Source organism: Citrobacter amalonaticus (genome assembly GCF_037053465.1).
Lineage (GTDB): Bacteria > Pseudomonadota > Gammaproteobacteria > Enterobacterales > Enterobacteriaceae > Citrobacter_A > Citrobacter_A amalonaticus_H.
Window position 1 is genome coordinate 25,092 of sequence record NZ_JBALIF010000014.1, and the last position, 25,047, is coordinate 50,138.

Consider the following 25,047-nt stretch of genomic DNA (forward strand, 5'->3'; position numbering starts at 1 on the left):
ATTTACCCTATTGCGCAATCCGGTGCGCTGGAAATAACCTGACAACCGCACTGGCATTTACAGCCATCCACAACGACAGCCTTACCATCGGAAGACCATTCTGGTGAACCTTCAATGATGGAATTAGTTCCATGCCCCTGAACCGGACAACTGATTTTGTCGCCCACCAGAGCAACCGTTTTACCGTTTACTGTCATGGTGGAGGATGCAGAAATAACGGAACCACCGTGCGTAGTTTTATCACCGAGTAAGACGAAACCTTTAGACATAATAATTCCTCCTCAGGACTTCACATCACTTAATAATTCTATCCAGTCTAACATCAATAACATCGCCGCCAGCAGAAAAGCCATTTTAAAATTTATCAATCGTAGTGAACACAATTCACTCACACAAAGAAACCATTAGTTCATTAAGAATTATCACTCATGATCCTATGTAGAAATAAAACTAATTCGCATTAGTTTTACACAACCCACTTAATATTTTCATTAATGTTCAACACTCATGTTAAAATAGCACTCAAAAATCATTCCCATATAACCACCCTACGCAATGAACAGGCAAATCTACGCCTGCACAGTAGTATTTTATCAGGCAGCATATTACTTCATTGGGTTAGCGCATCCACTACTCGAAAAACAGTCCTACGTTGGTAGGACCATTGTGCTTGCTATCTACCCAATCGTTTTTTCTCTAACGCAGCCAGAATTTCCTTGGCTCGCTCCAGTGGATAAAAGGTAATATGTTCCACAAAAAGATCTTTATTATAGGTAAACGCTGCAGCGATATGCTGATAAGGGGCTGGTAGAGCATAAACTTCTTTCACGCCTATATAAATAGTCATTATTGTTTCTGCATCAGCATAAATCATCGGTAACCCGAAGCGTGCCCGCACCCACTGCTGGGCCATAACAGGTTCCAAACCAAAAGGCATCTGATTGGGGAATATCCAATCGGCTTTACCGTCATCCTCTAACTTTAGCGTCACTTCTTTAAGTTTTTTTTCTTGATTGTTAATAAAGGATAAAGACACTCCTTCGCGCTTCATGTCTAAACTAGCAACACTATCACTTACTGAACCATAAGGTTTTGTTTTATAAGGCATCAACCCCATATCATAAATTTCTTGATATGGTTTTCCTAATTGTTTCACCAATGTCTCAATATTAATACTCATTTAATATAACCCCGCATTTCGGTTTAATTCGTGTATCTTGGTCCTAATCTCTTCGATCTTTTCATTACTCACACCATGTTCTTTGCTTTTAAGGCATTCGGCATTAGCACCCCAATTATCATTAAAAGCAGATTCCAGATCACTGGCATCCAGTTCCTTTTATGTCATCACGTCACTCTGCATAACTTCGTTCACAGCCTGATCGCTTTTATCGCATCCACAAAGAAAAAGCGGCACAAGAAGTAAAATTGATGTTTTATATTTCATTTTATTATTTCCTTTCCCCCAGATTCACATTACTCTTACTAACTGGCCTTATTACCTTCATTTTTTCATATATTTTTCCGGAAGAGATTGTGCATTAATCACGCAGCGAAAAGTTATTTTTGGAATAAAACCGCGCTTTGCAATTTCATAAGGGTTATTTTCAGTATCTCCCGCAAATGCTTTCTTCACATCACCATTATATTTACTCCATAAATCAGGAGGGATCCCTTTCAGCAAAGGGTCCTCACCGGTCCTGAACATTGTTGTTGCCGTTGGTGCCGCATCATTATCGCGGCTGTCCGAGGTTGGCATGCCTCTGAGAGCCTTTTCAGTACCGCTATCTGGCCCCGCCGGGTTATGCTGCGGGCTGTGCTGATAGTAGGTTTTGCTGTACCAGTCGCGCATCCATTCCTGCCCGTTGGTCCCCATATCGAATAATCCCAGTGGTGTGGCAGGGTATTGCCCTACAGGGAAAAGTCCATCATTCAGTCCCGAATCACGCCCTTGCTGTTCATAAGAAGGAGCATTCACCCCAACCCTGAAATGACCGTCATTTGTTCCATAATGAACATCCTGGCCACGATTGCGGGCAGCATATTCCCATTGTGCTTCGGTAGGTAAATCAAACGGTAATCCGGTTTTCTCACCCAGCCACTGGCAGTAATCCCGGCTCAGTTGCCAGTTGGCTGTTGCCGGGTAATTAGGATTACGCAGTTTTGGATAGTCTTGTATATAAGTATCCACAATTTTAAGGTCAGGTAATCCTTTGTTTTTCGTATAAAGATCATAGTCTTTGTATGTGACCTTATATTTGGCGATATAAAAACTGTCCAGTGTGACGGTATGAACAGGAAAACTGGCGCCTTCATTGGCAAAAGTACAGGGTGAACCATATTTTTTGAAGCAAATATCTCCCATTTCGAAGGTCCCGCCCTGAACAAACACCATATTCTGCATAACTTCTTTCACAGCTTGATCGCTTTTATCGCATCCACAAAGAAAAAGCGGCACAAGAAGTAAAACTGATGCTTTATATTTCATTTTACTATTTCCATTCCCCCTGATTCACATTACCCTTGCTAACTGGCCTTATTATCTTCATTTTTTCATATATTTTTCCGGAAGAGATTGTGCATTAATCACACAGCGGAAAGTTATTCCTGGAGCAAATCCACGTTTTGCAATTTCATAAGGATCATTTTCGGTATCTGCCGCTAGTGCTTTTTTATAATCTCCATTATATTTATCCCAAAGCCCTGGAGGATTGTCCTTTAATAGTGGTTCCTTCCCCATTCTGAACATTGTTGTTGCAGTCGGTGCCGCATCATCTGCCCGACTGTCCTCAACCGGCATCCCCCTGAGAGTCTTTTCGGTACCGCTTTCCGGCCCCGCAGGGTTATGTTTCGGGCTGTGCTGATAATAGGTTTTACTGTACCAGTCGCGCATCCACTCCTGCCCGTTGGTTCCCATATCGAACAATCCCAGTGGCGTGGCAGGATATTGCCCTACAGGTAAAAGCCCCTCACCCAGGCCTGAATAATCTTTTTGCTGCTGGTAAGAAGGGGCATTCACTCCAACCCTGAAGTGAACGTCATTTGTTCCATAATGAACATCCTGGCCACGATTGCGGGCGGCATATTCCCACTGTGCTTCGGTAGGTAAATCAAACGGTAATCCGGTTTTCTCACCTAACCACTGGCAGTAATCCCGGCTCAGTTGCCAGTTGGCTGTTGCCGGAGAATTACTAGTCTGCAGTTTTGGATAAAATCGTAATAAATCTTGATCTATTTTTAAATCAGGCAGATTTTTGTCATTGGTATAAAAAGCGTAATCCTTATAGGTGACTTTATATTTAGAAATATAAAAACTATCGAGTGTTACACTATGAACAGGAAAACTGGCGTTTTCATTAGCAAAAGTACAGGGTGAACCATATTTTTTGAAGCAAATATCTCCCATTTCGAAGGTCCCGCCCTGAACAAACACCATATTCTGCATAGTCTCATTCACAGTTTGATCGCTTTTATCGCATCCACAAAGAAAAAGCGGCACAAGAAGTAAAATTGATGTTTTATATTTCATTTTATTATTTCCTTTCCCCTGGTTCACTTTACTCTTGCTAACTGGCCTTATTATCTTCATTTTTTCATATATTTTTCCGGAAGAGATTGCGCATTAATCACGCAGCGAAAAGTTATTTCTGGAATAAACCCACGTTTTGCAATTTCGTAAGGGCTATTTTCAGTATCTCCCGCTAATGCTTTCTTCACATCACCATTATACTTACTCCACAAATCGGGAGGGATCCCTTTCAGCAAAGGGTCCTCACCGGTCCTGAACATTGTTGTTGCCGTTGGTGCCGCATCATTATCGCGGCTGTCCGAAGTTAGCATGCCCCTGAGAGCCTTTTCGGTACCGCTATCTGGCCCCGCCGGGTTATGCTGCGGGCTGTGCTGATAGTAGGTTTTACTGTACCAGTCACGCATCCACTCCTGCCCGTTGGTTCCCATATCAAATAATCCCAGTGGCGTAGCAGGAAATTGTCCTACAGGGAAAAGTCCATCATTCAGCCCCGAATCACGCCCTTGCTGTTCATAAGAAGGCGCATTCACTCCAACCCTGAAATGACCGTCATTTGTTCCATAATGAACATCCTGGCCACGATTGCGGGCGGCATACTCCCACTGTGCTTCGGTAGGTAAATCAAAAGGTAACCCGGTTTTCTCGCCTAACCACCGGCAGTAATCCCGGCTCAGTTGCCAGTTGGCTGTTGCCGGATAGTCATCATTACGCAATTTGGGATATCTTTTTATATATCCAGCATCAATTTTAAGGTCAGGTAACCCTTTGTTTTTTGTATAAAGATCATAGTCTTTGTATGTGACCTTATATTTGGCAATATAAAAACTGTCCAGTGTGACGGTATGAACCGGAAAACTGGCACCTTCATTGGCAAAAGTACAGGGTGAACCATATTTTTTGAAGCAAATATCTCCCATTTCGAAGGTCCCGCCCTGAACAAACACCATATTCTGCATAACTGCATCAACCGCCTGGTCACTTTTATCACACCCTGCTAAAAGTAACACGCTAAGGTATAATGCTATTTTCCCACTTTTAAAATTCATAGCCACATCCTTTTAATTAAACCAATCGTTGATTCATATCGTAATAGTTTTTGTTTAGTTTATTTTTGAATATTCTGTAATCATCGGAGTCGTTCGGTATAATTGGAAACCCAGGCATTGGCTGTTCACTTAACGAGTCATATATTTTTTCAAACGCGGCCCCATAACCATCACTATCAATTACAGTTCCCTTCATCCAGTTGTGATTAACCTCTGTAATATCAGGAGCATACATGCGAATCTCTAGCTGCTCTTTTTTCATTTCCCAATCTGGATATTTTCGTTCACCTAAGGTTAGCGAACAATGCTGCAAAACATTCCGATACTCTGCTCTAGATTGCACCCACCGGAATATATTTAGCACACCTTTCTTAATATTTAACTGGTTCCCTGGGAACGAGTCCCTTATTCCGTCGTATAAATCCTCTTCTATCAACATGGCTAACATATTACCTTTTACCTCGGGAGGTGTATAATGACACAGCTCTTTATCACTTGATATTTTTGTAATAAAAGCAGCTCTCTTTTCTTTGTCAGAAAAATATACTTCAATGGATTTATCCAAATTCATGCCCTTATCATACAATATGCGCACCGACTCAATATCCATGACAAGAGTAAGCATAATTAACTTTGTAATCAGAGGGAATGATGAATCAACAATAATCAAAGACAGCTTTTGAAAGTCTGCATCGCGTAACAAATAGCAAACATATTTCAGAAAATCATACAACTCCCCTGCATCCACTTCAAAACTGAGACCACCGCTGGCACCTTCCCCCCAGCAAAGCCCTGCATGAAAGGAAACATATAATTTCTTTTTGTATAATTTAATCTGAAAGGTTGCTTCAACACCTGCACCCGCTAAATAGGATATACTCTCACTCACTTTGGCAATGGGCTTATAATCGTCTTCACTTTTCGATGTCATCTTTTCAGGCTCTTTCCACATAACAGAACCTGATACCTCCCCTTTAGCCTCAAAGCCAGCAAAGGCGCGAATTCCGCCTTTTACGTCTGAGTTTTCAATCACTTTAGATAAATCAATTTTCCGCTCAGAAGGTACGGGCGTTGGCTTATAATCAGAACCAATGCCTCTGATGCCTGCTTTTTCAGCCTCATCTGGTTTTTTATTTATTTCCACCCCTATTTCTGCCGTTATTGAGGCACCAATGCTACTGGTTGCAACAGCTTCCAGATCGATCCGCAAATACCCCAGCACGCACTCTCCCTTGCCATCACGTCTGGGAAGCGAAGGTAACCACCCCAGACGATGTGGAAACATAATCTTAAAGTTACCCTTAGCTTCCCAGATAGCAAATTCTGCATTACCACTTACTTTAGCCTGACCTTCCATTTTTGTGGGGTCAAATTCAATACTGGCCCCCAGACCTGCAGTGTAACGCATTAATTGTGCGCCAAACGACGCATCGAAGTGATCGTCCGGAGACTGGTCTTTTTCTTTATGCAACTGATACTGCCTTGCTTTGTTCCACTTATCGGCCCAGTCAAATAATGTCCCGGTATGCTCTTTAGGATCTATGATGTCCCAGTCTTTTTTAATCTTAAAAGAAACATCTGTTAATTGTTTACGCAGTTCACTTTTATCTATCCCCTTGCTGTTTAAAAAACTGCCTTTTCCATTTTCGGATTGCTCAGGGATATACGGCTTCCATTTCTCTTTATTCAGCCCCGACCTGACATAAATTACTCTCCCTGTGCCATTCGATTTTCTTATTGGCAGTACTTCAACTAACTTTTCCGTATCACCTGAAATGTTACTTAGAGAGTGAATTTTTGTTTTATCATCATCACTGGTGACTACTGGCCCAAGGAAACCAAGACCTGCCTTAAGATTTTTATTTGCATCAAACAGATTATTTTCTAAGGCAGTATATTTATTTTTTAGCGCCTCATTTTTAGGATCTGCCAGACATTCGTTCTTGATCGCTTCAAATTCACGAATGGCTCTAATCTGCATTTCCAGAAGATGTTGGAGTTTATTATTTTCATCTTCAATAGCCATGGCAATAGCAGCTTCTACAACGTAGTAGTATCCGGTCGCAATTTCAAAGTAAACAACACCATTTTTTTTCGATTTCAGCTTTGCCGGGGTACCATTTCCCTGAGCCTTCGTTTTAGTCTGGCCTATTGGTTTATTTGAGTCTGTCATAGAAATATCCTGTTATTCGTCATCCGGGAAAAGTTGCATATTGCCTGGCGTGGCGCTATATACTCTCATCGTTTTACCCTCATGATCCGTCCTTCCCTTAAGTTCCTCTCCGTCTGGAGTGATAATTCGATAAGGAAAATAAGGCCGGGGTTTTCCAGTTTCTTCATCCGCCAGAATAAAGAATTCGTTAAACCCTTTAGGTATTTCTGGTGGAACTACACTCAGACTGGCGGAACCCATCTTCTGAACATTCGTTGCTTTAAGCAGAATATTACCTGGGGCTCCTAACTCGATATTTCCGCCACTAATTTTTATATATGCCTCACCACAAGTCAGAACCAGCTCTTTTGCAGCGGTGACTATGATCTCACCTTCAGCACTGGTAATTTTGATGTCCTGTCTGGCAACAGCTTCAATATTGTCATCCTGTGCCTGGATATCAACTTTACCGTTGCCCGCGATCAACTTCATGCCGGCAGCCTGGGCAAACAGGCTTACCGTTTCCCCTGCAACTGCTGTAAAGCTTTTCCCGGCAGCGATATCGGTATTACTTCCTGAAACAACCCCCACACTTTCGTTCCCTGAGGCTATTCGTATCGCTTTAGGGCTGACAACGCCAACTCCCTTCGGGGCATGCATCACAATCCCCGGTGCAGTCAGTTGCTCCAGGGATTGATTCAGTGTCTCCTGACTACTGGTTTCAGCTTTCTCAGCTTTGGCTATTTCTGCCGCTTTAGATAAACTTTTTGCCAGCGACAGCGCACTTTCAAGCTGAATAATGGCAGCTTTCATATCCAGTATCTGTGCATCAACACTCGCCTGGTCTGCGCTAATAAATATCCCTTTGCCTGCCCGTAGCGCGCCCCACTTATCGGTACGCAGCTCAAACCCTTCTCCCCGCAGCGCCCTGGACGCATCCACATTGTGCCCCAGGTTCAATTGTGTCTTGCCGCCGTACTCGGTGCTGAGCTTGATATGCTCCTCGCCACGCTTATCCTCCATCCGCAGCTTATTATTCGTCGGTGTGCGTATCACGTTACGGGTACTGTTCTTCTCCGTCACATGGTCAACGTGCCGCGAGTCGTGCAGCGCGTGCGCAATATACGGCCTGTCCGGGTCGCCTTCGTGGAAGGCTATCGCCACTTCCGTGCCCTGTATCAGCGGGAAGTGAAAGCCGTACACATCGCCACCGTAGGGTTTGGCGAGCCGCACCGGCATACTCTCTTTACCCTGCTGTTTATCATCCCGGTCGGCATCAAACTTCACCCGGTACAGGCCGGATGCATCCTGCCAGGCGTAGATATCATTCGCCTTCGCACTGGTGACGCGCGCAGTCAGCGTCCCGCTGACCTTCGGACGCGGCAGCAACGGCGGTCGCCAGCAGACGGTTTCGCTGTAAGGGACTGCCGTAATGTCCACCCGCAGGGCATCTTTACGGCTGGCGGTAAACCCCACCCCGGTGATTAATACCGGCTGCTGTAACGGTGCCGGTAAGGTTGGCGGCAGGCTGTCGGTGATGGTCAGCACCTGCGCAGGGGCCAGCGTCGCATCGGTGCTGGCGCCGGTTATCAGCGTCTGGCTGGCCAGAAAGCGCTCGTGGTCAAGGCGGGCGTAGAAGTTGGCGGTTTCTGCGGTGGGGTCGATTTTGTCGCCGCGCTCCAGGTGGCGCAGTCTGTAGTGGTAAACCTCGCCGTAGGTATTTCCTTCGCCGTCACCCCGGGTCATGTCCGCCGGAACGGACTGCAGGATGCTCTGGGCTTCGCGGTGGTTGTAATCCCGGGTGGTGACGTTCGCCTCCACCACGTTGTGGGCAACATTCAGCCCCCACACCGAGTCCGCGCCGCTGTCGCTCATCCCCGACGGGCTGTTGACCGGCAGGGTTTTACCAAAGGTCAGCCCCCGCTGCGCATCAATAAAATGCACCACTTCGGTCTGCGCGTCCTCCTGGAGGGTGAAGAAGTAGAATATCCCCACTTCGGCCAGCAGACGCTGAATAAACGCCAGGTCACTTTCCTGATACTGGTTTATCTGCTCACGTTTCGGGTAGCTCTGTTTGAGGTTAAATTCATATTCCCAGCCGTGCAGCGCGTGGTCCTGTAAAACCTGTTCCACTACTTCCGGCACCGACTTGTTAACGAAAAAGCGGTGGGTGCGAAACTGTTTGTCCAGCAGGGAAAGAAAAGGTTCAAGGGTTATCATATACTCCGCCTGATCGGCAGAGCTGCTGATACGCTCAAAATGCGTGATGACGCCATGCACCCGCTTGCACTCGGTCAGGGCCAGCAATCCGCCGCCCCCCATCGTCAGCGTGGCGGGTTTACTCACCAGCTGACGGGCATCGATGTCTTTGTCTGTGCTGGTGAAACTGATGTCATAGCGGTAGAGCCTGCTTAGCTGTTCAGACCCACAAAAGTCCTCAACATCCAGCGGCGAAGCACAGCCGGGAATATCCAGTTGGTAACGATTGAGCGTGGTATTCGCCATACCTGAAAGCGTGTTTTGCAGCGTGTCCGTCAGACTCATTATGGTGACTCCGTGGTAATAATATGTTGTATACGTCGGAAGGCCGATTACTGATATAGCCAGCAGCCTGCCCGGGCCGATTCGATAAACATACGGATCGTCAGGGGATATTTATCCTGCCGGTTTGTTTTATTTGACGGTGTTTTCCAGGGAAAATAGTTGTCAATGGAAAACCCGGCGGGCAGTACATTAAAATGCCTGAAATAATGTCGGGCCATTTCCGCCACATCATCGGATTCATAAAGATCCTGTAATGCCGCATCATCATCAGGATAAATTTTTTTCAGAAAGAGCGTTGTCACCAGCGGCAACTCGCGAAGGACAAAATCCCTGACTTTTTTATCAACAGAGTCGCTCACCAGATTTTATCCTCTTCACGGGCGATAGTGTTGTACCGGGTAACGGTACGGTAACTGATAACCGAGACATCGTGCGCCATGATTATCCAGCCCAGAACAGGAACGGCTCTTCCGGCGAAAGCGCCGAGATTATTGACCCAAAAAATCTTTATCCCTCTTAAGGAAAATGATTTTTTGGTCAATGTCGGCAATACTCTTTTCCTGAATTTATAGCTGATATGTCTGCGAAAAAATAATGATGCAGGCGATGTTCCGGGCGTTGCGGTTTCAGGCTTTCCAGGGATATCAATGATGTTATTACCCAGAATTAAAGAAGCGATACCCACAATATCCTGTATCCCCAGTTGTTTTTCCGTCTCATCAACCAGAACCCAGAAAAGTAACTCCCAGGCCGTCAGGTTATTCATCCCATCAAAAAAATAGGTATCGTTCAGCTCTTCAACCGTATCCATATTTTCTGCCCCGGTTAATGGTCAAACTCCAGCACAATCCCCTCATCCTCATTCCAGCCGAGCGTCAGATGCTGCGGTTTCTGTTTTTCCGCCATGTGGGTAAGCAGTTGCTGGCTCAGCACCGGTAAAATCTGCTGGTCCAGCAGGCTGTCGATATTGCGCGCCCCGGTGTCCGGCAGCAGGCAGGCGGCGGTGAGCGCGCCGTACAGGCTTTCGCCGAGGGTGGTTTTCATGCCGTAGTGACGCGCCAGGCGCTGGCTGACCTGGTTTAGCTTCATGCCGACGATGGTACGCATCGCTTCTGCGGTGAGCGGGCGGTAAATAATGGTCTGGAAGCGCGCCAGCAGCGCAGGCTGGAAGTGGTCGCGCAGAATCGGGCGCACCAGCTCGTGCATATCCGCATCGCTGACATCAGGTTGCTCCTGTAACAGTTGCATCAGCAGGTCACTGCCGAGGTTGGAGGTCATCAAGATGACCGTGTTGCGAAAGTCAATCTCCCGCCCTTCGCCGTCGCGCATAAAGCCCCGGTCAAACACCTGGTAAAACAGATTCATCACGTCGCGGTGCGCCTTTTCCACTTCGTCCAGCAGCACCACGCTGTACGGGCGTTTGCGCACCGCTTCAGTGAGGATGCCGCCCTGCCCGTAGCCGACGTAGCCCGGAGGTGAACCTTTCAGTTGCGAAACGGTGTGCGGCTCCTGGTATTCCGACAGGTTGATGGTAATTAACGCTTTTTCGCCGCCAAACAGACTGTCAGCCAGTGCCAGCGCGGTTTCGGTTTTCCCGGTACCGCTCGGGCCGGTCAGCAGAAATACGCCCTGCGGGCCGTTTTCCGGGGTGAGACCGGTTTTGCTGGCGCGCAGGCGCTGCGCAATGGCGGTCAACGCCTCATCCTGACCGACCACACGCTGGCTGAGTTGTTGTTCCAGCGTCAGCAGTTCCGTCTGTTCATCTTTCATCAGGGAAGAGAGCGGTACACCGGTCCAGTCGGCAATCACCGTGGCGACGGTGCGGGCGTCCACGTCCGGGAACAGCAGCGGGTCGTTCTGCTGAAGCTCACTCAGTTGCTGTTGCAGTGCGGCAGTTTCCGCCTGACGGGAGATATCGGCACGGCAGGCCATCAGTTGTTCCGTCAACGCCAGTTCCTGGCCGTACTGCGTTTCGCGCTCGTCCAGTTCGACTATCAGGGCAACCTCTTCCTGTTCGATGGCGGCAAGGCGTTCACCGCTTTTATTGTTGCCCACCGCAATATCTTCCAGCAGCGCCTGCTTTTCCATTGCAAGCGCGGTGAGCTGCGAACGGATACGGGTCAGCGGCTCCGGCACGGTATCTAAGCTCATGCGCACGCGGGCGCTGGCAGTGTCCAGCAGGTCAACGGCCTTGTCCGGCAGTTGTCTGCCCGTCAGATAGCGGCGCGAGAGCGTGACGGCGGCTGTGACCGCTTCATCGGTGATATGCACGCCATGGTGCTCCGAATAGCGGGATTTCAGGCCGCGCAGCATCAGGCAGGCGGTGTCGTCGTCTGGCTCATCAACTTTCACCATCTGGAAGCGGCGCTCCAGTGCGGCGTCGCGTTCGAAGTACTGTTTGTATTCGCTCCAGGTGGTGGCGGCGATGGTTCTGAGTTCGCCACGCGCCAGCACAGGTTTCAGCAGGTTGGCCGCGTCCGCGCCGCCCGCCTGGTTTCCTGCGCCGATAATGGTGTGCGCTTCGTCAATAAACAGCAAAATCGGCGTCGGTGACTGCTGCACCGCATCGATAATGTTTTTCAGCCGCTGTTCGAACTCCCCCTTCACGCCTGCGCCCGCCTGCAGCAGGCCGAGGTCAAGGGTACGCAGCGTGACGGGTTTCAGGCTGTCCGGGACGTTGCCTTCGGCGATTCTGAGAGCTAAGCCCTCCACCAGGGCAGTCTTGCCGACACCCGGCTCGCCCACCAGAATCGGGTTGTTCTTTCTCCGGCGTGACAGGATATCCACCATCTGGCGGATTTCCGTATCGCGGCCAAACACCGGGTCGATTTTTTGTTCGCGGGCTTTCGCCGTCACATCGAGGGTGAATTTATCCAGCACATTCTGCAGCGCCGGGTTAAGCTCACCTGCGTTCATTTCCGCACTGACCGGACGACCGATAAACTCTACTTCGCCGCCTGTCGGTTGCTGTAGTTGTGCTTCCTGCTGCATTTCCGGGCGTTCATCAGACTGCGCATCCAGCAGCGGGCGCAGGCGTTCAAACTGACTGGCCCGCAGGCTCAGCAGGGGCCACAGGCCATCGCAGCCGACCAGATTCGGGTTTTCCGCCATCGCCTGCAGCAGGTGGCAGCTGCGTATCTGACTGCCGTCGCTGGCAAGCGAAGCGATAAGCCACGCCTGTTTCAGCAGGCCGTCGAGGCTGTCGGCAAGCTCCGGGCGGCTGCGCACCGAGCGCGGCAGGCGGTCAAGATGGGCGAGTAAATCCCGCCACACCGCGTCCATATCCCACTCATAGCGCCGCGCCAGTACGGTGATGTCGCCCTCGCCGCCTTCGAGGAGTTTCAGCAGCCAGTGCTCCGGGGTGATGTGGGCGTGCGCCCGCGTCTGGCACAGGCTGGCTGCGGCCTCCAGCGCTTTCGCGCAGTATGGGTTTAAACGTCGTAACAGGACTGCTGAATGATGTTCCATGTCGCTTGCTCTCGTGTTCAGGCACGCTACCGCCCGTGGCCGTTAACCGATGCCCATAAGGTTCATGCCGATAAAGTGTGATACTGCTCTGCAAAGCGCCCGTCAGACGGACGCTTTGCAGAGCAAAACAAAAATGGCGGACAGAGGGGATCTGTCCGCCAGGGTCTTACGCTGTGGTGCGTTCGTTCCATGAATCGGAATGAATGATGTTGCCGTCTTTGTAGGTCCAGGTGATTTTTTCGTAGCGCAGCTCGATGCGCTCAAGGTGGTTGTGCTTCTCTTTGGCCGGGTCCTTGATGTCGTGCATCAGCGGGGCCACTTTCACCAGCTTGACGTTCTCAAGTTTGGTGTTGAAATACTCCACTTCCTGGCCGGCGTCATTGATGCGGTACCATTTGAACTCGGCAGATTTCAGGGTCTGGCCGGTGGTCACCGCTTTATACAGGTACGGACTGGAGGAATCGATTTCCTTGGTGAACAGGAACGGCGTATGAACGCGAGTGCCGGTCAGTTTGCCCGTGTTGTTGTCGGTCGGGATGTACAGGTTATGCTCCTGCGCCACCACCTCAATGCTGCCCTCGCGGTCTTTCACGTCCACAGAACCTTTGATGTCCGCGCCGCCGTCGTCTTTCAGCCACAGATAAACAGGTATTGCCATTTCAGAACTCCTTCATTACTTTTGATTTACGGGGTCGCCTGCTCTGGCGACGGTTCCGGTACCTGGCATCCGGCAGGCATCCGCCTGCGGCACCAGACTGATTTCGACACGGCGGTTGGCTGCCCGCCCCTGTGCCGTGTCGTTGGTCTTAAGGGGTCGGGTGGCCCCGTATCCCTGTACGGCAAAACAGCTTTCCGGCACGTCGCCGGTATCACGCATCCAGTCGCGTACCGATTCCGCGCGCTTAAGCGACAGCACCTGGTTGGCTTTCGCCTCACCGGTGCTGTCGGTATGCCCGGCCACCACAATCAGCCAGCCGGGCTTCGCCTTAATGCCGACCAGGGCGTTAATCAGCACTTTCACTGAACCCGGTTTAAGCTGCCACTGACCCGTGTCGAACAGCGACATACTGTCCAGGCGCACCGTCTGCGGACCGGTGACGATTTTCTTAATCACCGGGGCCGGTGGTGGCGGAGGCGTCCAGTCACTGATGGCGGCTTCCACCGGCGGTATCAGCCGCAGCCCCTGGTACAGCCCCAGCCCGTAGCGCAGCGGTTCGCTTTTACGCAGCCACGCGTCCAGCAGGCGGCTGTCGGCCCGCAGCCGCTGCTGCGCCTGCGCTTTCGGGGCCGGAGGCTGGCCGCTGAGTCGGTGGTACAGCGCCAGATGGTCTTCCACGCTGCGCACCAGGCGCTGGTTGTTAACAAAGGAGGCCAGACACGCCAGCACCAGAAAGGTGAAGCACAGCACACCGGCCTGCCGGAGTTCCTGCATCCGGCGGCTGATGCCGTGACGGCGCGGCAGGTGGGGTAACAGCAGGTCAGGCAAAGGCAGCATGTCGGGCGATGCGGTATTCACCGGGGCCAGCGTGGTGATATCACTTATCTGCTTCTGGCGGAGGTTATCCGCGACGGCGCGGACGGGGGTCAGACAGACCCCGACGGCGCAGACGTTCAGCGGCGGCAGTTCCCCCTTCCGGGTGCTGAGTTTCCGGGTCACATGCCGGTGAACCCAGGCCAGCTGGCTGTCCAGCCACAGCGTCTGGCAAAAACGCAGTCCACTGCCCGTTTCCCGCTGCCAGTCAGCCACCGGCAGGGCAACGTGTCCGTTCTGGCGCACCCGCACGCCCGGTAAATCCGGGGTGACGGTAAACCACAGCGGCTCCTGCTCAGTGACGGCGTCCGGCGGCGAAATCCAGCTGACACGCCAGACCGGTGGAATGCCGTTCAGCCAGCTCCGGCACTGCACAATGCTCCGGTGCCAGCCATGCAGGGACTGCGTGAAGGCCTCTTCTGACGACTGCTGCTCCGGCATCAGCGCCAGCAGCACCGAGACCTGTGCAACCAGCGCCGGGCGTTGTGTGGCCAGATGCTGCGCCAGCAGGGGAAGTTTCTCCGCATTCTCTGCCTGCAGGTACCAGCCCTGACGGGTTTCCCGGTACAGCGCGGACGCTGAAAACAGGGATTCTGTATCGCCACAGACCAGCACCACCGCCCCCTGAAAATCTTCCGGCGGCAGCAGGCTGTCGGTTATCTGCTCGCTGAGGACCTGCTGCATCCGGTCACACCGCCACTGAAACCACAGCGCAGTTCCGGCAATCAGCAGAATGAACAGGCTCAGAATACCCTGACTGACGCCTGTCAGCGGCCAGAACCCCAGCACCAGCCACAGCGCCAGCAGAGTGGCCAGTACGGTGAGTACCGCGCGGGAAGCGTCACGCATCCGTTACCCCTTCCCCGTTATCTGCGCCACCTGATGCGCCAGGAGGGAGGAGAGCGTGAACCACAATGCGACCAGCACCATCGCCCCCGCCGCCCATGACAGCCAGTATGCCCGGCGTCCGGCACGCAGGCGTGAAGCGCGCACCACTACCGGCGCATCCTGAGTCAGAGCAAAGGGCGGTACCCGCTCGCTCAGCGCCTTCACCACATCTTCGCGCCGCTCGTCATCCTGCGCCCGGTACTGCCCGACAAAGCCCAGTTGCAGGGTGCGGTACAGGCAGGTCAGCACCGCAATATCCGGCGCAGGCTCGCGCAGCAGCGTGCGGATACGCTCCCACAGCTCCTCCCCGGCATTCAGGGTGCTGAAAAAACGCGCCTGAAGCGGGTCCTGGTGCCATTTACGGTAGCCGTCGTCCCGCACCTGGCGGTTCAGCACGCTCTCATCGAGCAGGGCGCAGTACGCATACAGCATGTGGTCGCAGGCGGTGGCGCTGAAGCCCGCCGCGTTCAGCGCATCACGGGCGTCGTTCACCCACTGGCAGGCCCGGCGGTACAGCGCGTCACCGTCCTTAATTTCCTGTCCGCTGCGCAACTGGCTGACCATCAGCCAGCCGGGATAAAACGTGGTGTCCGTCAGGGTGTTATCGGTTTTATTCATGAGCGCAGTACCGCAAACAGTTCCAGTTTCACCTCACCCAGTGAGCGGGGGGTATAGAAGGTGCAGTTCCCGGCGTCCAGCATGGCGCGGGCCGCCTCCGAGGATAAGTCCAGCGCAAAATACTGGTTTTCCAGGCGCAGCGGGATAGCCGCCGGCACATGGGACAGCGGCTTGAGTACCAGGCCGCTGAGCGCCACATTGACCACATCCGAGACCGCGTCAAAGCTGCCCGCCTTGCACAACTGCGGGAAGCGGGTCTGCAGTTCGTGATTTGGCAGGGCGGAACGCACCGAGAGGTAGAAGTCCGCCCCTTCACGCAGCCGCGCATCGTGCAGCACGCCCTTCCAGATTTCACCGTCCGCAGTGAGGTCAATGGCGATAACCCGCGACGGCAGGCTGGCTTCCAGCAGTTTGTCCAGCAGGGCAAACAGCGGCGGAAAGACCTGCTCCGGGGCCTCATGTACATACAGGGGAATATCGTCTGCGTTGTGTTCCAGCGAGAAGGTCAGCAGGCTGCCCGCCAGCCGCGCCAGTTCACGGTAGAGCAGCTCCGGGTGGCGCGACGGCGACTGGTGCAGTTCCGTCAGCACCGGCTCCGCGCTGTTAAGCGCATTGAGCAGCCAGAACAGCGATACATCGGCGACGGCAAAATCCGCCATCCGTTCGTTGCTTTCCCGGCGCATGTCCATCAGACGCTTACGCCGCGCCTGCAGGCGGTGCAGCAGGTCGTTCAGTTCACTGAGCAGTAACGGGCTGGCCGCCAGCGACAGCAGCGGCGGAATAAAGCGCCGGTCCAGGCTCCACTGCCCCTGGGCGTTGCGCATCAGCCGCGCCACCGGGCAGGTCAGCCAGGCGCTGTTTTCCTGGTTCGACAGGCGCAGCGTCAGGGCGTGACGCAACACCGCCAGCTCACTGCGTTCATGACCGGCCAGTTCCTGCACCGTCACCCGCTCTGAGCGCCAGCGGCGCGGGCGGGCGCTGTCACTGCCGTCGTCCAGATTGCCGCCGTTCGCGCTGAGCAACGGCAGCGCCAGCACCACCTCCACACTTTCCAGGCCACTGGCAACCGACAAATCACAGACCGGCGGCAGCGTATCCGCCAGCTCCGTATCCGTCAGCGTCCCGTCAGAAAAGCGGACAACCAGCCGGGTGGCGTTCAGGCGGGAGAGCGCGAGCGCGCCCTCGTCAAATTCAGCGCACAACACGCCCCACGGGTGCGCCAGCGCCATCCGGGCCACCGTATCCGCCACATGCGCATCCCAGCGCGCCTGCTGCTGAAACTGCTGCGGGAACAGAAACGCCCCGTCATCCCATAACGGACGATAGATTTTCATAACGCCCCTACGCTTTGGCCTTCGGCATCTGGCTCACCAGCGACAGGTTCACGTCCATCCCTTCCACCTGGAAGTGCGGTACGGCAAACAGCTGTACGCGGAAAAAGCCCGGATTGTCCTCAATGTCTTCCACCGTCACGCGGGCATCGCGCAGCGGGTGGGAGGCCTGCAGTTCGTCGCCCGGATCGGTCATTTCGGTGACCAGGCTGCGTACCCAGGTGTTAAGCTCCAGCTCCAGCAGACGGCGGTCTTTGGTGGTGCCGATGTTTTCGCGCTGGATCAGCTTCAGGTAATGGGCAATACGCGACAGCAGGAAGATGTACGGCAGACGGGCGTTGATGCGCGAGTTGGCCGTGGCGTCGGCGGTGTCGTACAGTGCCGGTTTTTGGGTGGAGTTGGCCGAGAAGAAGCAGGCATAGTCGCGGTTTTTGTAGTACGACAAAGGGATGAAGCCGAGGTTGGCGAACTCAAATTCGCGGGTTTCCGGGATCATAATTTCCGACGGAATTTTTACCTGGTTGCCGGTACCCAGATCGTAGAGGTGGATAGGCAGGTTCTGCACCGCGCCGCCCGCCTGCGGACCACGAATTTGCACACACCAGCCGTTGTTGATAAAGCTGCGTACCATGTTGGCGGCAAAGGCGAACGAGGCGTTAGTCCACAGGTATTTCTCGTGGTCCGGGCCCTTCACTTCTTCGATGTAGTTGAAGCTGCGAACAGGTACGGTATCCGGGCCATACGGCAGACGACCGAGCACGCGCGGCATCACCAGACCGATGTAGCGGGAATCGTCGGTGTCACGGAAAGATTTCCACTTGATGTATTCAGCGCGGTCGAAGTAGTTGCCGATGTCTTTGATGGCAGCAACCTGCTCCATATTTTCTTTTAAAAAGAACTTTGGACCTGCAGAACCGATAAACGGCATATGCGCTGCTGCAGACACTTTAGATATGTTACGCATCAGCGCCACATCCTGCGCTGATGCATCAAATTCATACGCTGAGATCACCGCCGCAAGCGGCTCGCCGCCTGGGGTGTCGTACTCCGAAACGTAAGAATGCCAGTACAGTCCGCTCTGGATAACCTCCGGCGCATCCTCAAAATCCTGGCGCAAATCGTCTTTGGATATATCCAGAATTTCAGTTTTCACGTTCTGACGGTAGTCAGTGTTATCCACCAGATGCTTCAGCCCGCGCCACAGGGATTCCACGGACTGAAAGTCCGGGTGGTGCATGATCGCGTCAAGCTGGCGGCTAATCTGGTGGTCCAGTTCGGCGATGTGGTGGTCGATTAATGTCTTATCGAGCTTTTCCACTTTCTGACCGGACTGCTTCAGACGCTCCAGGAACACCTGCACGCCAGCGGTGATACGCTCGTTAGCACCTGCTTCCGCCATGGCGGTCTCATCCTGCCAGACTGACAGGTCGCTTAACTGAGAAGCCGGTTTCAGGTTAATTTTTTCAAACAGGGAGGCATAAACCCCTTCCGATGTGGAACGTTCCCGGGTAATGACTTCACCTGCGGGTACAGCGGTCTCATTCTGTACAGACATCAGCATATTCCTTATTTTATCCGTCAGTCTTTGGGTGCCAGCGCGGCAATTTCAGCTCTGAGTTCATTACTCAGCGCCGGGTCGCGTAATATGATCTCCAGCTCTTTACGAAATGCCGAATTATCGAGCAGATTCGATTTGAGGTCGCGTAATAAGCTGCGCATGGCGAGCATCGCTTTCAGCTGCGGAATTTGCCGTGCCACCTGTTCTGGTTCGAAATCTTTCATCTCTTTAAAGGCAAGGCGGACATTTTCTTCACTGCCGTCGGCGGCAAGGGTGTTTTCGACGGTAAGGTTTACGGAAGGAGAGAATTCAGCCAGCACGCTGTCGAAGTTATTTTTATTCACGTCGATTTTTTCACGCTCAGACAGCGGGCGATTTTCCTGTCCGTTGCTGAAGTCTCCCACAGTCAGGAGTTTGAGCGGCAGTTCGACTTTCTTCTGGGCATTCCCTGTGTGTAACGACAGCTTTAAATTAATACGGGCTTTGGGGATTTCTTCCTGGAATGAACCGGACATGCAATGTTCCTTCATAGGGCGGGATCAGGCCACGGACAGCCGGGAACGACTGACACACATTCCAGGCAGCACGCTACCGCATTCACCGCAATGAATAAAATGGATAAAACAGACAGTTACGAGGAAAATGCTACGCCGATGTAGCGTGTTAACAAGATGACGGGCACAGGTAAATGTAAAATTCGGTGACTGGAATTGTTTATTTTTAAGCCAGACCATGTTGAATGACGGGTTTTAAAATGACGCTTCACGCTCTGAAGGGCGGGCTTAACCCGGATTATATCTTTATTCAGATAACTTAATTTTCGAAACCAATTATTTCAGACGAGTAACAATTTAATCACCAGATGAATTTAAGAATGAAAAGAATATGCTTTTTGCGAGCTTTTTTATATTCACTCAATGAATGCAATGCAGCAAACAAATTCACTAAAAGAATAAACAAGAAAATTACCCAAGGCCATTTACTTATAAAATTCTGACTTCTGTTCTGAACCTTACCGGTTTCCTTTACTCCGGGTGAGTATCTTCGCATTTCCCATTTATTCATCACTAAAAACGTAAAGTACATTGCAACCGGGAGTCAGTACCCTTCAGCATGGGCAGGGCTGCCATGCGGTGTTGCTGCGCAACAAAGAAACAGGCCAGTGGCGCGCTGAAGAAAGTCCTGGAATAAAACAGAGAAGGTGCGTTTTGTCAGGACGGGGACTGCTTAATATGGATGAAGGTCGCTGAGCCCTGCCGAAGAACCAGCGGACATCTGAAACATGGCAGTACGTAGCCACTATCGTGCAGAGGTTACCGCTATTACTACAAATCAACTCACCGGACACCAGAATAAAACTGAACAACGCCGGGTTAATGATTAAGACAACCAACGATGTTGATAAACTTACAAAATAAATAAGACCACAGCACCAGCAATATCATTACTTATTGTTAGCTTTTATTTTTATCACTACACCTGGAAAACCTGATGCACATCACAAAAATCGTCCTGGAGAAAATAATCACAATGCAATAATAAAATTCAATCCATTGTTAACAAGAAAGTTCTTCAACTATTAAATTAAAAACTATGAAAGACTGACTATTTATAATGCCCCCCCCGTGCACACAGCCCGTAACACACGGACACACAAATGACACCCACTCACAAAATCATTCATAAAACATCGTCCGTCCTGTTCTAATTTTATCTTTTCTCCGCCAGGTGTCAAAAGGTAATAATCAACATTGCTGTTTATTCACTCCGCAGGAGAAAAGGTATGTCATCCCATAGTGACAGCTATCGTTTATTACGCATTAAGCAGGTTGAAAATAAGACCGGGCTTAAACGTTCACAGATTTATGCCCGCATGAAAGAACACGCCTTTCCGGCATCCATAAAAATTGGCCCCGCCAGCGTTGCCTGGCTGGAGCAGGAAATTGACAACTGGATTAAGGAAAAACTGGACCAGCGGTAATTGCCCCCATCAAAAAGGAACAATCCTCATGAATAATAATCCGCAAACACTGATCACTATTCCCCTGAAAAAATTACGCCCCTTTGATATGAATCCGCGGATTGTGCGTAATCCGGACTACGATGAGATAAAAGCGTCCATTCGTTTACGGGGTCTGGATCACCCTCCCCTGGTCACCCAGCGTCCCGGTGAATCGTTTTATATTATCGCCAGCGGCGGTAATACCCGGCTGGCGGTGCTGAATGAGCTCTGGCAGGAAACCCGTGATGACAAATACCAGAACGTCACCTGTATTTGTCACCCATGGCAAACGGAAAAAAGCCTCGATGAAGGCAACCTGCACTGCCTGCTCGGTCATCTGATTGAAAATGAAATGCGGGGATCGCTGACCTTCATTGAACGTGCGCTGGGCGTTCAGCGCGCTAAAGACCTGTATCAGCACACCACGTCAGGCACCCTGTCGCAGACTCAACTGGCCCGGCAACTGTGCCACGACGGATTTCCGGTGACGCAGTCCTCCGTCAGCCGCATGGAGTCCACCATTGAATTACTGCTCCCGCATATCCCTGACCTGCTGTATGGCGGTCTTTCCCGTACCGTGATTGAAAAAATACTGCTGCTGCGTAATAACACCGAACAGTTCTGGTTTCAGCAATCGGCAAACCGGGATGACCTGCCGCTGTTTGCCGATATTTTTGCCATGGCCCTGTTGCCGTTTAACGGGCCACTGGCCGGTTTTTCACCGGACCACCTGCGTGATGAACTGACCGGCTTACTCAGTCAGGCACTGGGGGTGGATTACAATATCGTCGCACTGGTGACCGACAGCCGGAATCAAAAACGCCAGCATTTACTCGGCGTGCCTGAGCCCACGCTGCCTGATGTGGCACAACAACGAGTCCGTCCCCCGGACGCCACTGAGGGCAAAAAAATTACGCCCGACGATACACCTCCACTCAACAATAAAATCCCCGACGATATTTCCGCAACGCCAGCAGACAAAAGCCCCCGGGTTTCCCTTCCCCCGGAGGCCGATGAAACGAGGATGCCGGAGCCTGCGTCACCAGCAGGTCATCCGCGCCCAGACCCCGATATTATCTGGGATATTGACCCGTTGATGGATACACCCGAATGCCTTGCCACTGTCGCCGATCAGATAGCCTGGGAACTGGCGGCAACGGCGGAGCTGGAGCATCTTGTTATCCCTTGCGAAAACAACGGGTTTGATCTTGCCTGCCCGGAAGGTGAAATGTCCGGCGATGCCAGGCTTCTGTTTCAGTTGCTATCCTTCCTGGCCGGAAAAACCCCCGGTCCTCCTACAATCTGGCATCTGTTGCTGATAGGTTCGCCAGACCAGTCCGCCACCCTTGACGATACGACCGTGATCCCGCTGTTCCGGCTGATACGTACATTACGCCGCCTGCATGAAAAACAGCAGGAAGGAGCCACACCATGATCCCGTCGCTTAATTTTGCCGTTCTGACTGACGTCCTGAGCGCCCTGAAAGAGGGGAATCTTCGCCACTGCGAATCGATGGGCTTCACCTATGATGAACTGAACGCCATCAATGCGCTGTCTCTTGATGAGCTGTTTGCCCTCAGCCGGACCTCCGCCCAGTTTATGAATGTCACTATCCACCATGATGTTCTGCGCCAGATCCTCGCCCAGGCCCGCCAGGAGCTCACGCTGCAAATCCGGATCCGCCAGGCCATTCAACTGGGCGGCTCTATTGAACTCCTCAACCAGTTTTTCGGCCTGTCATCCGGGGAAATCAGCGCCCGCCGACGGTTACAGGGGATCTCGCTGCCGCAGGGACGCACCCAGATCCCCAGTGAAGAGATTGACGCCAGAATCTGGCAGGGCTGGCAGCAGCGCCGCCCGACAAACCTGTATTCCATGGAGGCGCTGGACGCCATGCTGCGCATTACCGAAGAGCTGCAGGAATCGGAACAACTGGGTTCACAGCCCGACGAGCTGTCCCTGACCGTGGTATGGAACCGCATCATGTTGTGCGAAAAGGAAAAAGAGGAGAGATCCCATGGTTGATGAAATCGACCGCGATCAGGCGTTTAATGAGCAGAGTCTGCAAACCTGCATTGATAAGATTCGTTCGTGCCGCTCATCCTCACCGTCACAGTTATTCTGCGTGCGCTGCGCAGAACCTATCCCCGAGAAGCGACGGCAGTTGATACCCGGCGTCAGCCTGTGTGTCAGTTGCCAGCAGGAGGCGGAGCGACAGGGCTAACATGGCGTATAATGTAAGCAGTCACTGACATGGCACCTGTAGCGTAACTGGCTGATTAATCATGTTAATAACAACATCAATAGGCTGTACCTTACAGAGCTGTAAGGTACAGCCTTGAATTATGCGGCCCCGCATAATCGGGCGCGACATTTTTACATTCATCTGTTTCTGTTGTCGTCCGGCTGATTAACTTTCACCCGCCAGACCGGTTTTATCCTTGTTGACCCCCTCCCCGGCAGCGCATGGTAGCCCGTCCTCTCACCACCAGACGGAGTTTATTATGAGCGACCCCAGTCACGAGCAATCTTATACCCTCACCAGCGGCCCGCTGCGCAGCGCCATCACCATCGAACTGCATACCCACCGTGCCGTTCAGCTCTGGCAGGGACGCCAGGCCTCAGCCTCACCGGAAGGCCATCCGCTGCACCCGATTATCGGCATCCCCCGTTTTCTGAACCTGCTCAATATCATCCGCATGGATTCCTCGCTGGATAACCCCTGCGCCGATCTGTATATGCTGAAACTCGAAGAGCGGCTGCTGAAGGCCCGCCGCGAGATGGACCGGATGACGGGCAGCGTAAACGGTATTTTTAAGCTTCTTCCCGACACGCTGACGGTGGAAAACTGCCTCAGCATCCAGCCCGTCCGGTTTCCGGTGTTCTCTGCCTCACAACTGGGCTTTATCGGCATCTACCTGCTGACCGACTTTGATAAGCTGGCGCGTAACACCCAACTGGCGACCCATATGGCGCTGCTGAACCGCACCGAATGCAACGATCTCATTCAGCGCAGTTCGGGCATTATCCGCAGCATTTTCTCACTGGCGCAAAAATACCGCCGTATCCCCGTCACCCGCAGCGATTTTAAGGAGGACAACGCCCGGGCAAAAGCGGCGACGGCGCTTGTCGGCGAGCTGCCCGGCGATATTCTTGATGGCTCCCGCCGTTCACAGTTTGCGCCACCATTGCGCCGTGCTTCTGCCACCGAAAATCCCCCGCCGCCTGCGCCAGCGGATGAAACGGATGACGCTGCGCCAGATTCCCCTCAGCCCGGCACCGACACATTGCCTGTGCCAGAAACGGAGGCGGAATAATGGCTGATCAGGGCTACAAACGCCTGGCTGACGAAGACTATAACCCGCTGGCTGATGAAAGCACGCTAAAGGGCCTTTTAAGAGTAAGGGAGCTGTCGCTGCTGGCGCAGGATGCGCTGGCGGCGAGAGCGACCCTGCACCAGATTCAGGTTCGCATGCTTCAGCGCGCCTGGCGCTTCCCGGTACGCTACTTACCGTTACTTCTGTGCCGTGGGCCAGCCCGCTCTGGTGCAAATTTTCTGCGCTGGCGCAACCAGGAGAACAACCGCTCCGGCGTACTGGCCTGGCAGGAGCTGTTGCAGTCGCCAACGTTGCCGCCTCAGGCCAGGGAGGCCCTGCTGCAGATTGAGCGCGACCGGATTGTCTTCAACATGCAGATGTCGGTCCTCACCTTTATTCTGCGCCAGTGCCGTGAATGCGCCAAAAAAATCACCGATGCCGACACGCTGGCGGCCTCGCTTTCCCCCTCACCCGACAGGAGACCTCATCATGGCCCGACGGGACTTAAATAAGCTGTGCATTATCGGTTATCTCGGCCAGGATCCGGAGATCCGCTACACCGCAGATAAGCAACCCATCGCCCTGTTTTCCGTCGCCACAACGGAAAGCTGGCGCAACAAAGAGACCGGCGAGCATCAGGAGCACACGCAGTGGCACCGGGTGGTTGTCTATAACCGGCTGGCCGATGTCGCCGCACAATACCTGAAACAGGGCAACCAGGTGTATCTGGAAGGTCGCCTGAAAACCCGGCGCTGGACGGATAATCTTGGCGCGGAGCGGCTGGCCGTTGAGGTTATCGTGGATATGAACGGTACGCTGCAGATTTTGGGCCACAGACCGGGCGTGTCTGCCACCGGGCAAACTGACATCTCCCCTGAGCCAGAAACTGACACCCGGCAGCCGGAATTGCCCGGATTAACGGAAGGCAACCATGAGGAAGACGCTGATTAATTGATGCTGATGGCTGAAAAATAACAGGAATGGCGTCCGGTACCGGTGCTATTCCTGTTTATTTTTATCTGCCGAAAACATTTTCCGCTGTTTCGTCCACGGCTTTTATCGT

The 25,047-nt window shown here is 52.5% G+C and carries 23 protein-coding genes and 1 pseudogene; 7 read left to right on the forward strand and 17 right to left on the reverse strand.

Annotated features, from left to right (window positions below):
- Nucleotides 1-2: 2 nt before the first annotated feature.
- The 17 genes and pseudogenes from WB371_RS18995 to tssB form a co-directional block, all read right to left on the reverse strand.
- Complete coding sequence (locus tag WB371_RS18995) at nt 3-269, reverse strand: PAAR domain-containing protein (RefSeq protein ID WP_336221595.1); 267 nt, start codon at nt 267-269, stop codon at nt 3-5.
- A 404-nt stretch (nt 270-673) separates the two neighbouring features.
- The gene (locus tag WB371_RS19000; RefSeq protein ID WP_336221596.1) at nt 674-1,180 is read right to left on the reverse strand and encodes a DUF6392 family protein; all 507 of its coding nucleotides are present in this window, start codon (nt 1,178-1,180) and stop codon (nt 674-676) included.
- Nucleotides 1,181-1,339 (reverse strand): annotated as a pseudogene (locus WB371_RS23880) (S-type Pyocin family protein); the annotation flags it as partial.
- A gap of 165 nt (nt 1,340-1,504) precedes the next feature.
- Complete coding sequence (locus WB371_RS19005; RefSeq protein ID WP_336221597.1) at nt 1,505-2,488, reverse strand: formylglycine-generating enzyme family protein; 984 nt, start codon at nt 2,486-2,488, stop codon at nt 1,505-1,507.
- A gap of 57 nt (nt 2,489-2,545) precedes the next feature.
- Entirely contained in the window at nt 2,546-3,529 is a 984-nt protein-coding gene (locus WB371_RS19010; RefSeq protein WP_336221598.1) for a formylglycine-generating enzyme family protein, read from the reverse strand.
- Nucleotides 3,530-3,585: 56 nt separating this feature from the next.
- Nucleotides 3,586-4,575, reverse strand: coding sequence for a formylglycine-generating enzyme family protein (locus tag WB371_RS19015; protein ID WP_336221599.1), 990 nt, complete (start codon nt 4,573-4,575; stop codon nt 3,586-3,588).
- A 16-nt stretch (nt 4,576-4,591) separates the two neighbouring features.
- The gene (locus tag WB371_RS19020; RefSeq protein WP_336221600.1) at nt 4,592-6,748 is read right to left on the reverse strand and encodes a hypothetical protein; all 2,157 of its coding nucleotides are present in this window, start codon (nt 6,746-6,748) and stop codon (nt 4,592-4,594) included.
- Nucleotides 6,749-6,760: 12 nt separating this feature from the next.
- Nucleotides 6,761-9,271, reverse strand: coding sequence for a type VI secretion system tip protein VgrG (locus tag WB371_RS19025; RefSeq protein WP_336221601.1), 2,511 nt, complete (start codon nt 9,269-9,271; stop codon nt 6,761-6,763).
- 47 nt (nt 9,272-9,318) lie between these two features.
- The gene (locus WB371_RS19030) at nt 9,319-9,630 is read right to left on the reverse strand and encodes a DUF1493 family protein (RefSeq protein WP_336221602.1); all 312 of its coding nucleotides are present in this window, start codon (nt 9,628-9,630) and stop codon (nt 9,319-9,321) included.
- Entirely contained in the window at nt 9,627-10,082 is a 456-nt protein-coding gene (locus tag WB371_RS19035; RefSeq protein WP_336221603.1) for an STM2901 family protein, read from the reverse strand. Before WB371_RS19035 ends, WB371_RS19030 begins: the two co-directional genes overlap by 4 nt.
- Before the next feature lie 14 nt (nt 10,083-10,096).
- A complete protein-coding gene (gene tssH, locus WB371_RS19040) occupies nt 10,097-12,739 on the reverse strand; it encodes a type VI secretion system ATPase TssH (RefSeq protein WP_336221604.1) in 2,643 nt (880 codons plus the stop codon).
- 166 nt (nt 12,740-12,905) lie between these two features.
- Entirely contained in the window at nt 12,906-13,397 is a 492-nt protein-coding gene (gene hcp / locus WB371_RS19045; protein ID WP_336221605.1) for a type VI secretion system effector Hcp, read from the reverse strand.
- A 15-nt stretch (nt 13,398-13,412) separates the two neighbouring features.
- Nucleotides 13,413-15,119: an OmpA family protein gene (locus tag WB371_RS19050; RefSeq protein WP_336221606.1), complete on the reverse strand. Its 1,707-nt coding sequence runs from the start codon at nt 15,117-15,119 to the stop codon at nt 13,413-13,415.
- Nucleotides 15,120-15,122: 3 nt separating this feature from the next.
- Entirely contained in the window at nt 15,123-15,776 is a 654-nt protein-coding gene (gene tssL / locus WB371_RS19055) for a type VI secretion system protein TssL, short form (RefSeq protein WP_336221607.1), read from the reverse strand.
- Complete coding sequence (tssK, locus tag WB371_RS19060) at nt 15,773-17,110, reverse strand: type VI secretion system baseplate subunit TssK (RefSeq protein ID WP_336221608.1); 1,338 nt, start codon at nt 17,108-17,110, stop codon at nt 15,773-15,775. The genes tssL and tssK overlap by 4 nt, the downstream gene beginning before the upstream one ends.
- Before the next feature lie 7 nt (nt 17,111-17,117).
- Nucleotides 17,118-18,668 (reverse strand): type VI secretion system contractile sheath large subunit, encoded by a 1,551-nt coding sequence (gene tssC, locus WB371_RS19065; RefSeq protein WP_336221609.1) that lies wholly within the window; start codon nt 18,666-18,668, stop codon nt 17,118-17,120.
- 17 nt (nt 18,669-18,685) lie between these two features.
- Entirely contained in the window at nt 18,686-19,180 is a 495-nt protein-coding gene (gene tssB / locus WB371_RS19070) for a type VI secretion system contractile sheath small subunit (RefSeq protein WP_336221610.1), read from the reverse strand.
- Between the two features lie 1,268 nt (nt 19,181-20,448).
- On the opposite strand from tssB, the gene WB371_RS19075 reads away from it, so the two are divergent.
- The 7 genes from WB371_RS19075 to ssb all read left to right on the forward strand — a co-directional run bounded on the left by WB371_RS19075 (nt 20,449) and on the right by ssb (nt 24,935).
- Nucleotides 20,449-20,646, forward strand: a complete 198-nt coding sequence (locus WB371_RS19075; RefSeq protein ID WP_336221611.1) for an AlpA family transcriptional regulator — start codon at nt 20,449-20,451, stop codon at nt 20,644-20,646.
- Between the two features lie 28 nt (nt 20,647-20,674).
- Nucleotides 20,675-22,102, forward strand: coding sequence for a ParB family protein (locus WB371_RS19080; protein ID WP_336221612.1), 1,428 nt, complete (start codon nt 20,675-20,677; stop codon nt 22,100-22,102).
- The gene (locus WB371_RS19085) at nt 22,099-22,692 is read left to right on the forward strand and encodes a DUF2857 domain-containing protein (RefSeq protein ID WP_336221613.1); all 594 of its coding nucleotides are present in this window, start codon (nt 22,099-22,101) and stop codon (nt 22,690-22,692) included. The genes WB371_RS19080 and WB371_RS19085 overlap by 4 nt, the downstream gene beginning before the upstream one ends.
- Nucleotides 22,685-22,891 (forward strand): TraR/DksA family transcriptional regulator, encoded by a 207-nt coding sequence (locus WB371_RS19090; protein ID WP_336221614.1) that lies wholly within the window; start codon nt 22,685-22,687, stop codon nt 22,889-22,891. The genes WB371_RS19085 and WB371_RS19090 overlap by 8 nt, the downstream gene beginning before the upstream one ends.
- Before the next feature lie 280 nt (nt 22,892-23,171).
- Nucleotides 23,172-23,984, forward strand: a complete 813-nt coding sequence (locus tag WB371_RS19095) for a PFL_4669 family integrating conjugative element protein (RefSeq protein WP_336221615.1) — start codon at nt 23,172-23,174, stop codon at nt 23,982-23,984.
- A complete protein-coding gene (locus WB371_RS19100; RefSeq protein ID WP_336221616.1) occupies nt 23,984-24,496 on the forward strand; it encodes a DUF3158 family protein in 513 nt (170 codons plus the stop codon). The genes WB371_RS19095 and WB371_RS19100 overlap by 1 nt, the downstream gene beginning before the upstream one ends.
- Nucleotides 24,474-24,935, forward strand: coding sequence for a single-stranded DNA-binding protein (ssb, locus tag WB371_RS19105; RefSeq protein WP_336221617.1), 462 nt, complete (start codon nt 24,474-24,476; stop codon nt 24,933-24,935). Before WB371_RS19100 ends, ssb begins: the two co-directional genes overlap by 23 nt.
- The last annotated feature ends 112 nt before the right edge of the window (nt 24,936-25,047 follow it).

Bases quoted from the DNA above. Each gene is read 5' to 3' on its own strand.
- WB371_RS18995 (WP_336221595.1), bottom strand. From the start codon at position 269: ATGTCTAAAGGTTTCGTCTTACTCGGTGATAAAACTACGCACGGTGGT.
- WB371_RS19000 (WP_336221596.1), bottom strand. From the start codon at position 1,180: ATGAGTATTAATATTGAGACATTGGTGAAACAATTAGGAAAACCATAT.
- WB371_RS19005 (WP_336221597.1), bottom strand. From the start codon at position 2,488: ATGAAATATAAAGCATCAGTTTTACTTCTTGTGCCGCTTTTTCTTTGT.
- WB371_RS19010 (WP_336221598.1), bottom strand. From the start codon at position 3,529: ATGAAATATAAAACATCAATTTTACTTCTTGTGCCGCTTTTTCTTTGT.
- WB371_RS19015 (WP_336221599.1), bottom strand. From the start codon at position 4,575: ATGAATTTTAAAAGTGGGAAAATAGCATTATACCTTAGCGTGTTACTT.
- WB371_RS19020 (WP_336221600.1), bottom strand. From the start codon at position 6,748: ATGACAGACTCAAATAAACCAATAGGCCAGACTAAAACGAAGGCTCAG.
- WB371_RS19025 (WP_336221601.1), bottom strand. From the start codon at position 9,271: ATGAGTCTGACGGACACGCTGCAAAACACGCTTTCAGGTATGGCGAAT.
- WB371_RS19035 (WP_336221603.1), bottom strand. From the start codon at position 10,082: ATGGATACGGTTGAAGAGCTGAACGATACCTATTTTTTTGATGGGATG.
- tssH (WP_336221604.1), bottom strand. From the start codon at position 12,739: ATGGAACATCATTCAGCAGTCCTGTTACGACGTTTAAACCCATACTGC.
- hcp (WP_336221605.1), bottom strand. From the start codon at position 13,397: ATGGCAATACCTGTTTATCTGTGGCTGAAAGACGACGGCGGCGCGGAC.
- WB371_RS19050 (WP_336221606.1), bottom strand. From the start codon at position 15,119: ATGCGTGACGCTTCCCGCGCGGTACTCACCGTACTGGCCACTCTGCTG.
- tssL (WP_336221607.1), bottom strand. From the start codon at position 15,776: ATGAATAAAACCGATAACACCCTGACGGACACCACGTTTTATCCCGGC.
- tssK (WP_336221608.1), bottom strand. From the start codon at position 17,110: ATGAAAATCTATCGTCCGTTATGGGATGACGGGGCGTTTCTGTTCCCG.
- tssC (WP_336221609.1), bottom strand. From the start codon at position 18,668: ATGCTGATGTCTGTACAGAATGAGACCGCTGTACCCGCAGGTGAAGTC.
- tssB (WP_336221610.1), bottom strand. From the start codon at position 19,180: ATGTCCGGTTCATTCCAGGAAGAAATCCCCAAAGCCCGTATTAATTTA.
- WB371_RS19075 (WP_336221611.1), top strand. From the start codon at position 20,449: ATGTCATCCCATAGTGACAGCTATCGTTTATTACGCATTAAGCAGGTT.
- WB371_RS19080 (WP_336221612.1), top strand. From the start codon at position 20,675: ATGAATAATAATCCGCAAACACTGATCACTATTCCCCTGAAAAAATTA.
- WB371_RS19085 (WP_336221613.1), top strand. From the start codon at position 22,099: ATGATCCCGTCGCTTAATTTTGCCGTTCTGACTGACGTCCTGAGCGCC.
- WB371_RS19090 (WP_336221614.1), top strand. From the start codon at position 22,685: ATGGTTGATGAAATCGACCGCGATCAGGCGTTTAATGAGCAGAGTCTG.
- WB371_RS19095 (WP_336221615.1), top strand. From the start codon at position 23,172: ATGAGCGACCCCAGTCACGAGCAATCTTATACCCTCACCAGCGGCCCG.
- WB371_RS19100 (WP_336221616.1), top strand. From the start codon at position 23,984: ATGGCTGATCAGGGCTACAAACGCCTGGCTGACGAAGACTATAACCCG.
- ssb (WP_336221617.1), top strand. From the start codon at position 24,474: ATGGCCCGACGGGACTTAAATAAGCTGTGCATTATCGGTTATCTCGGC.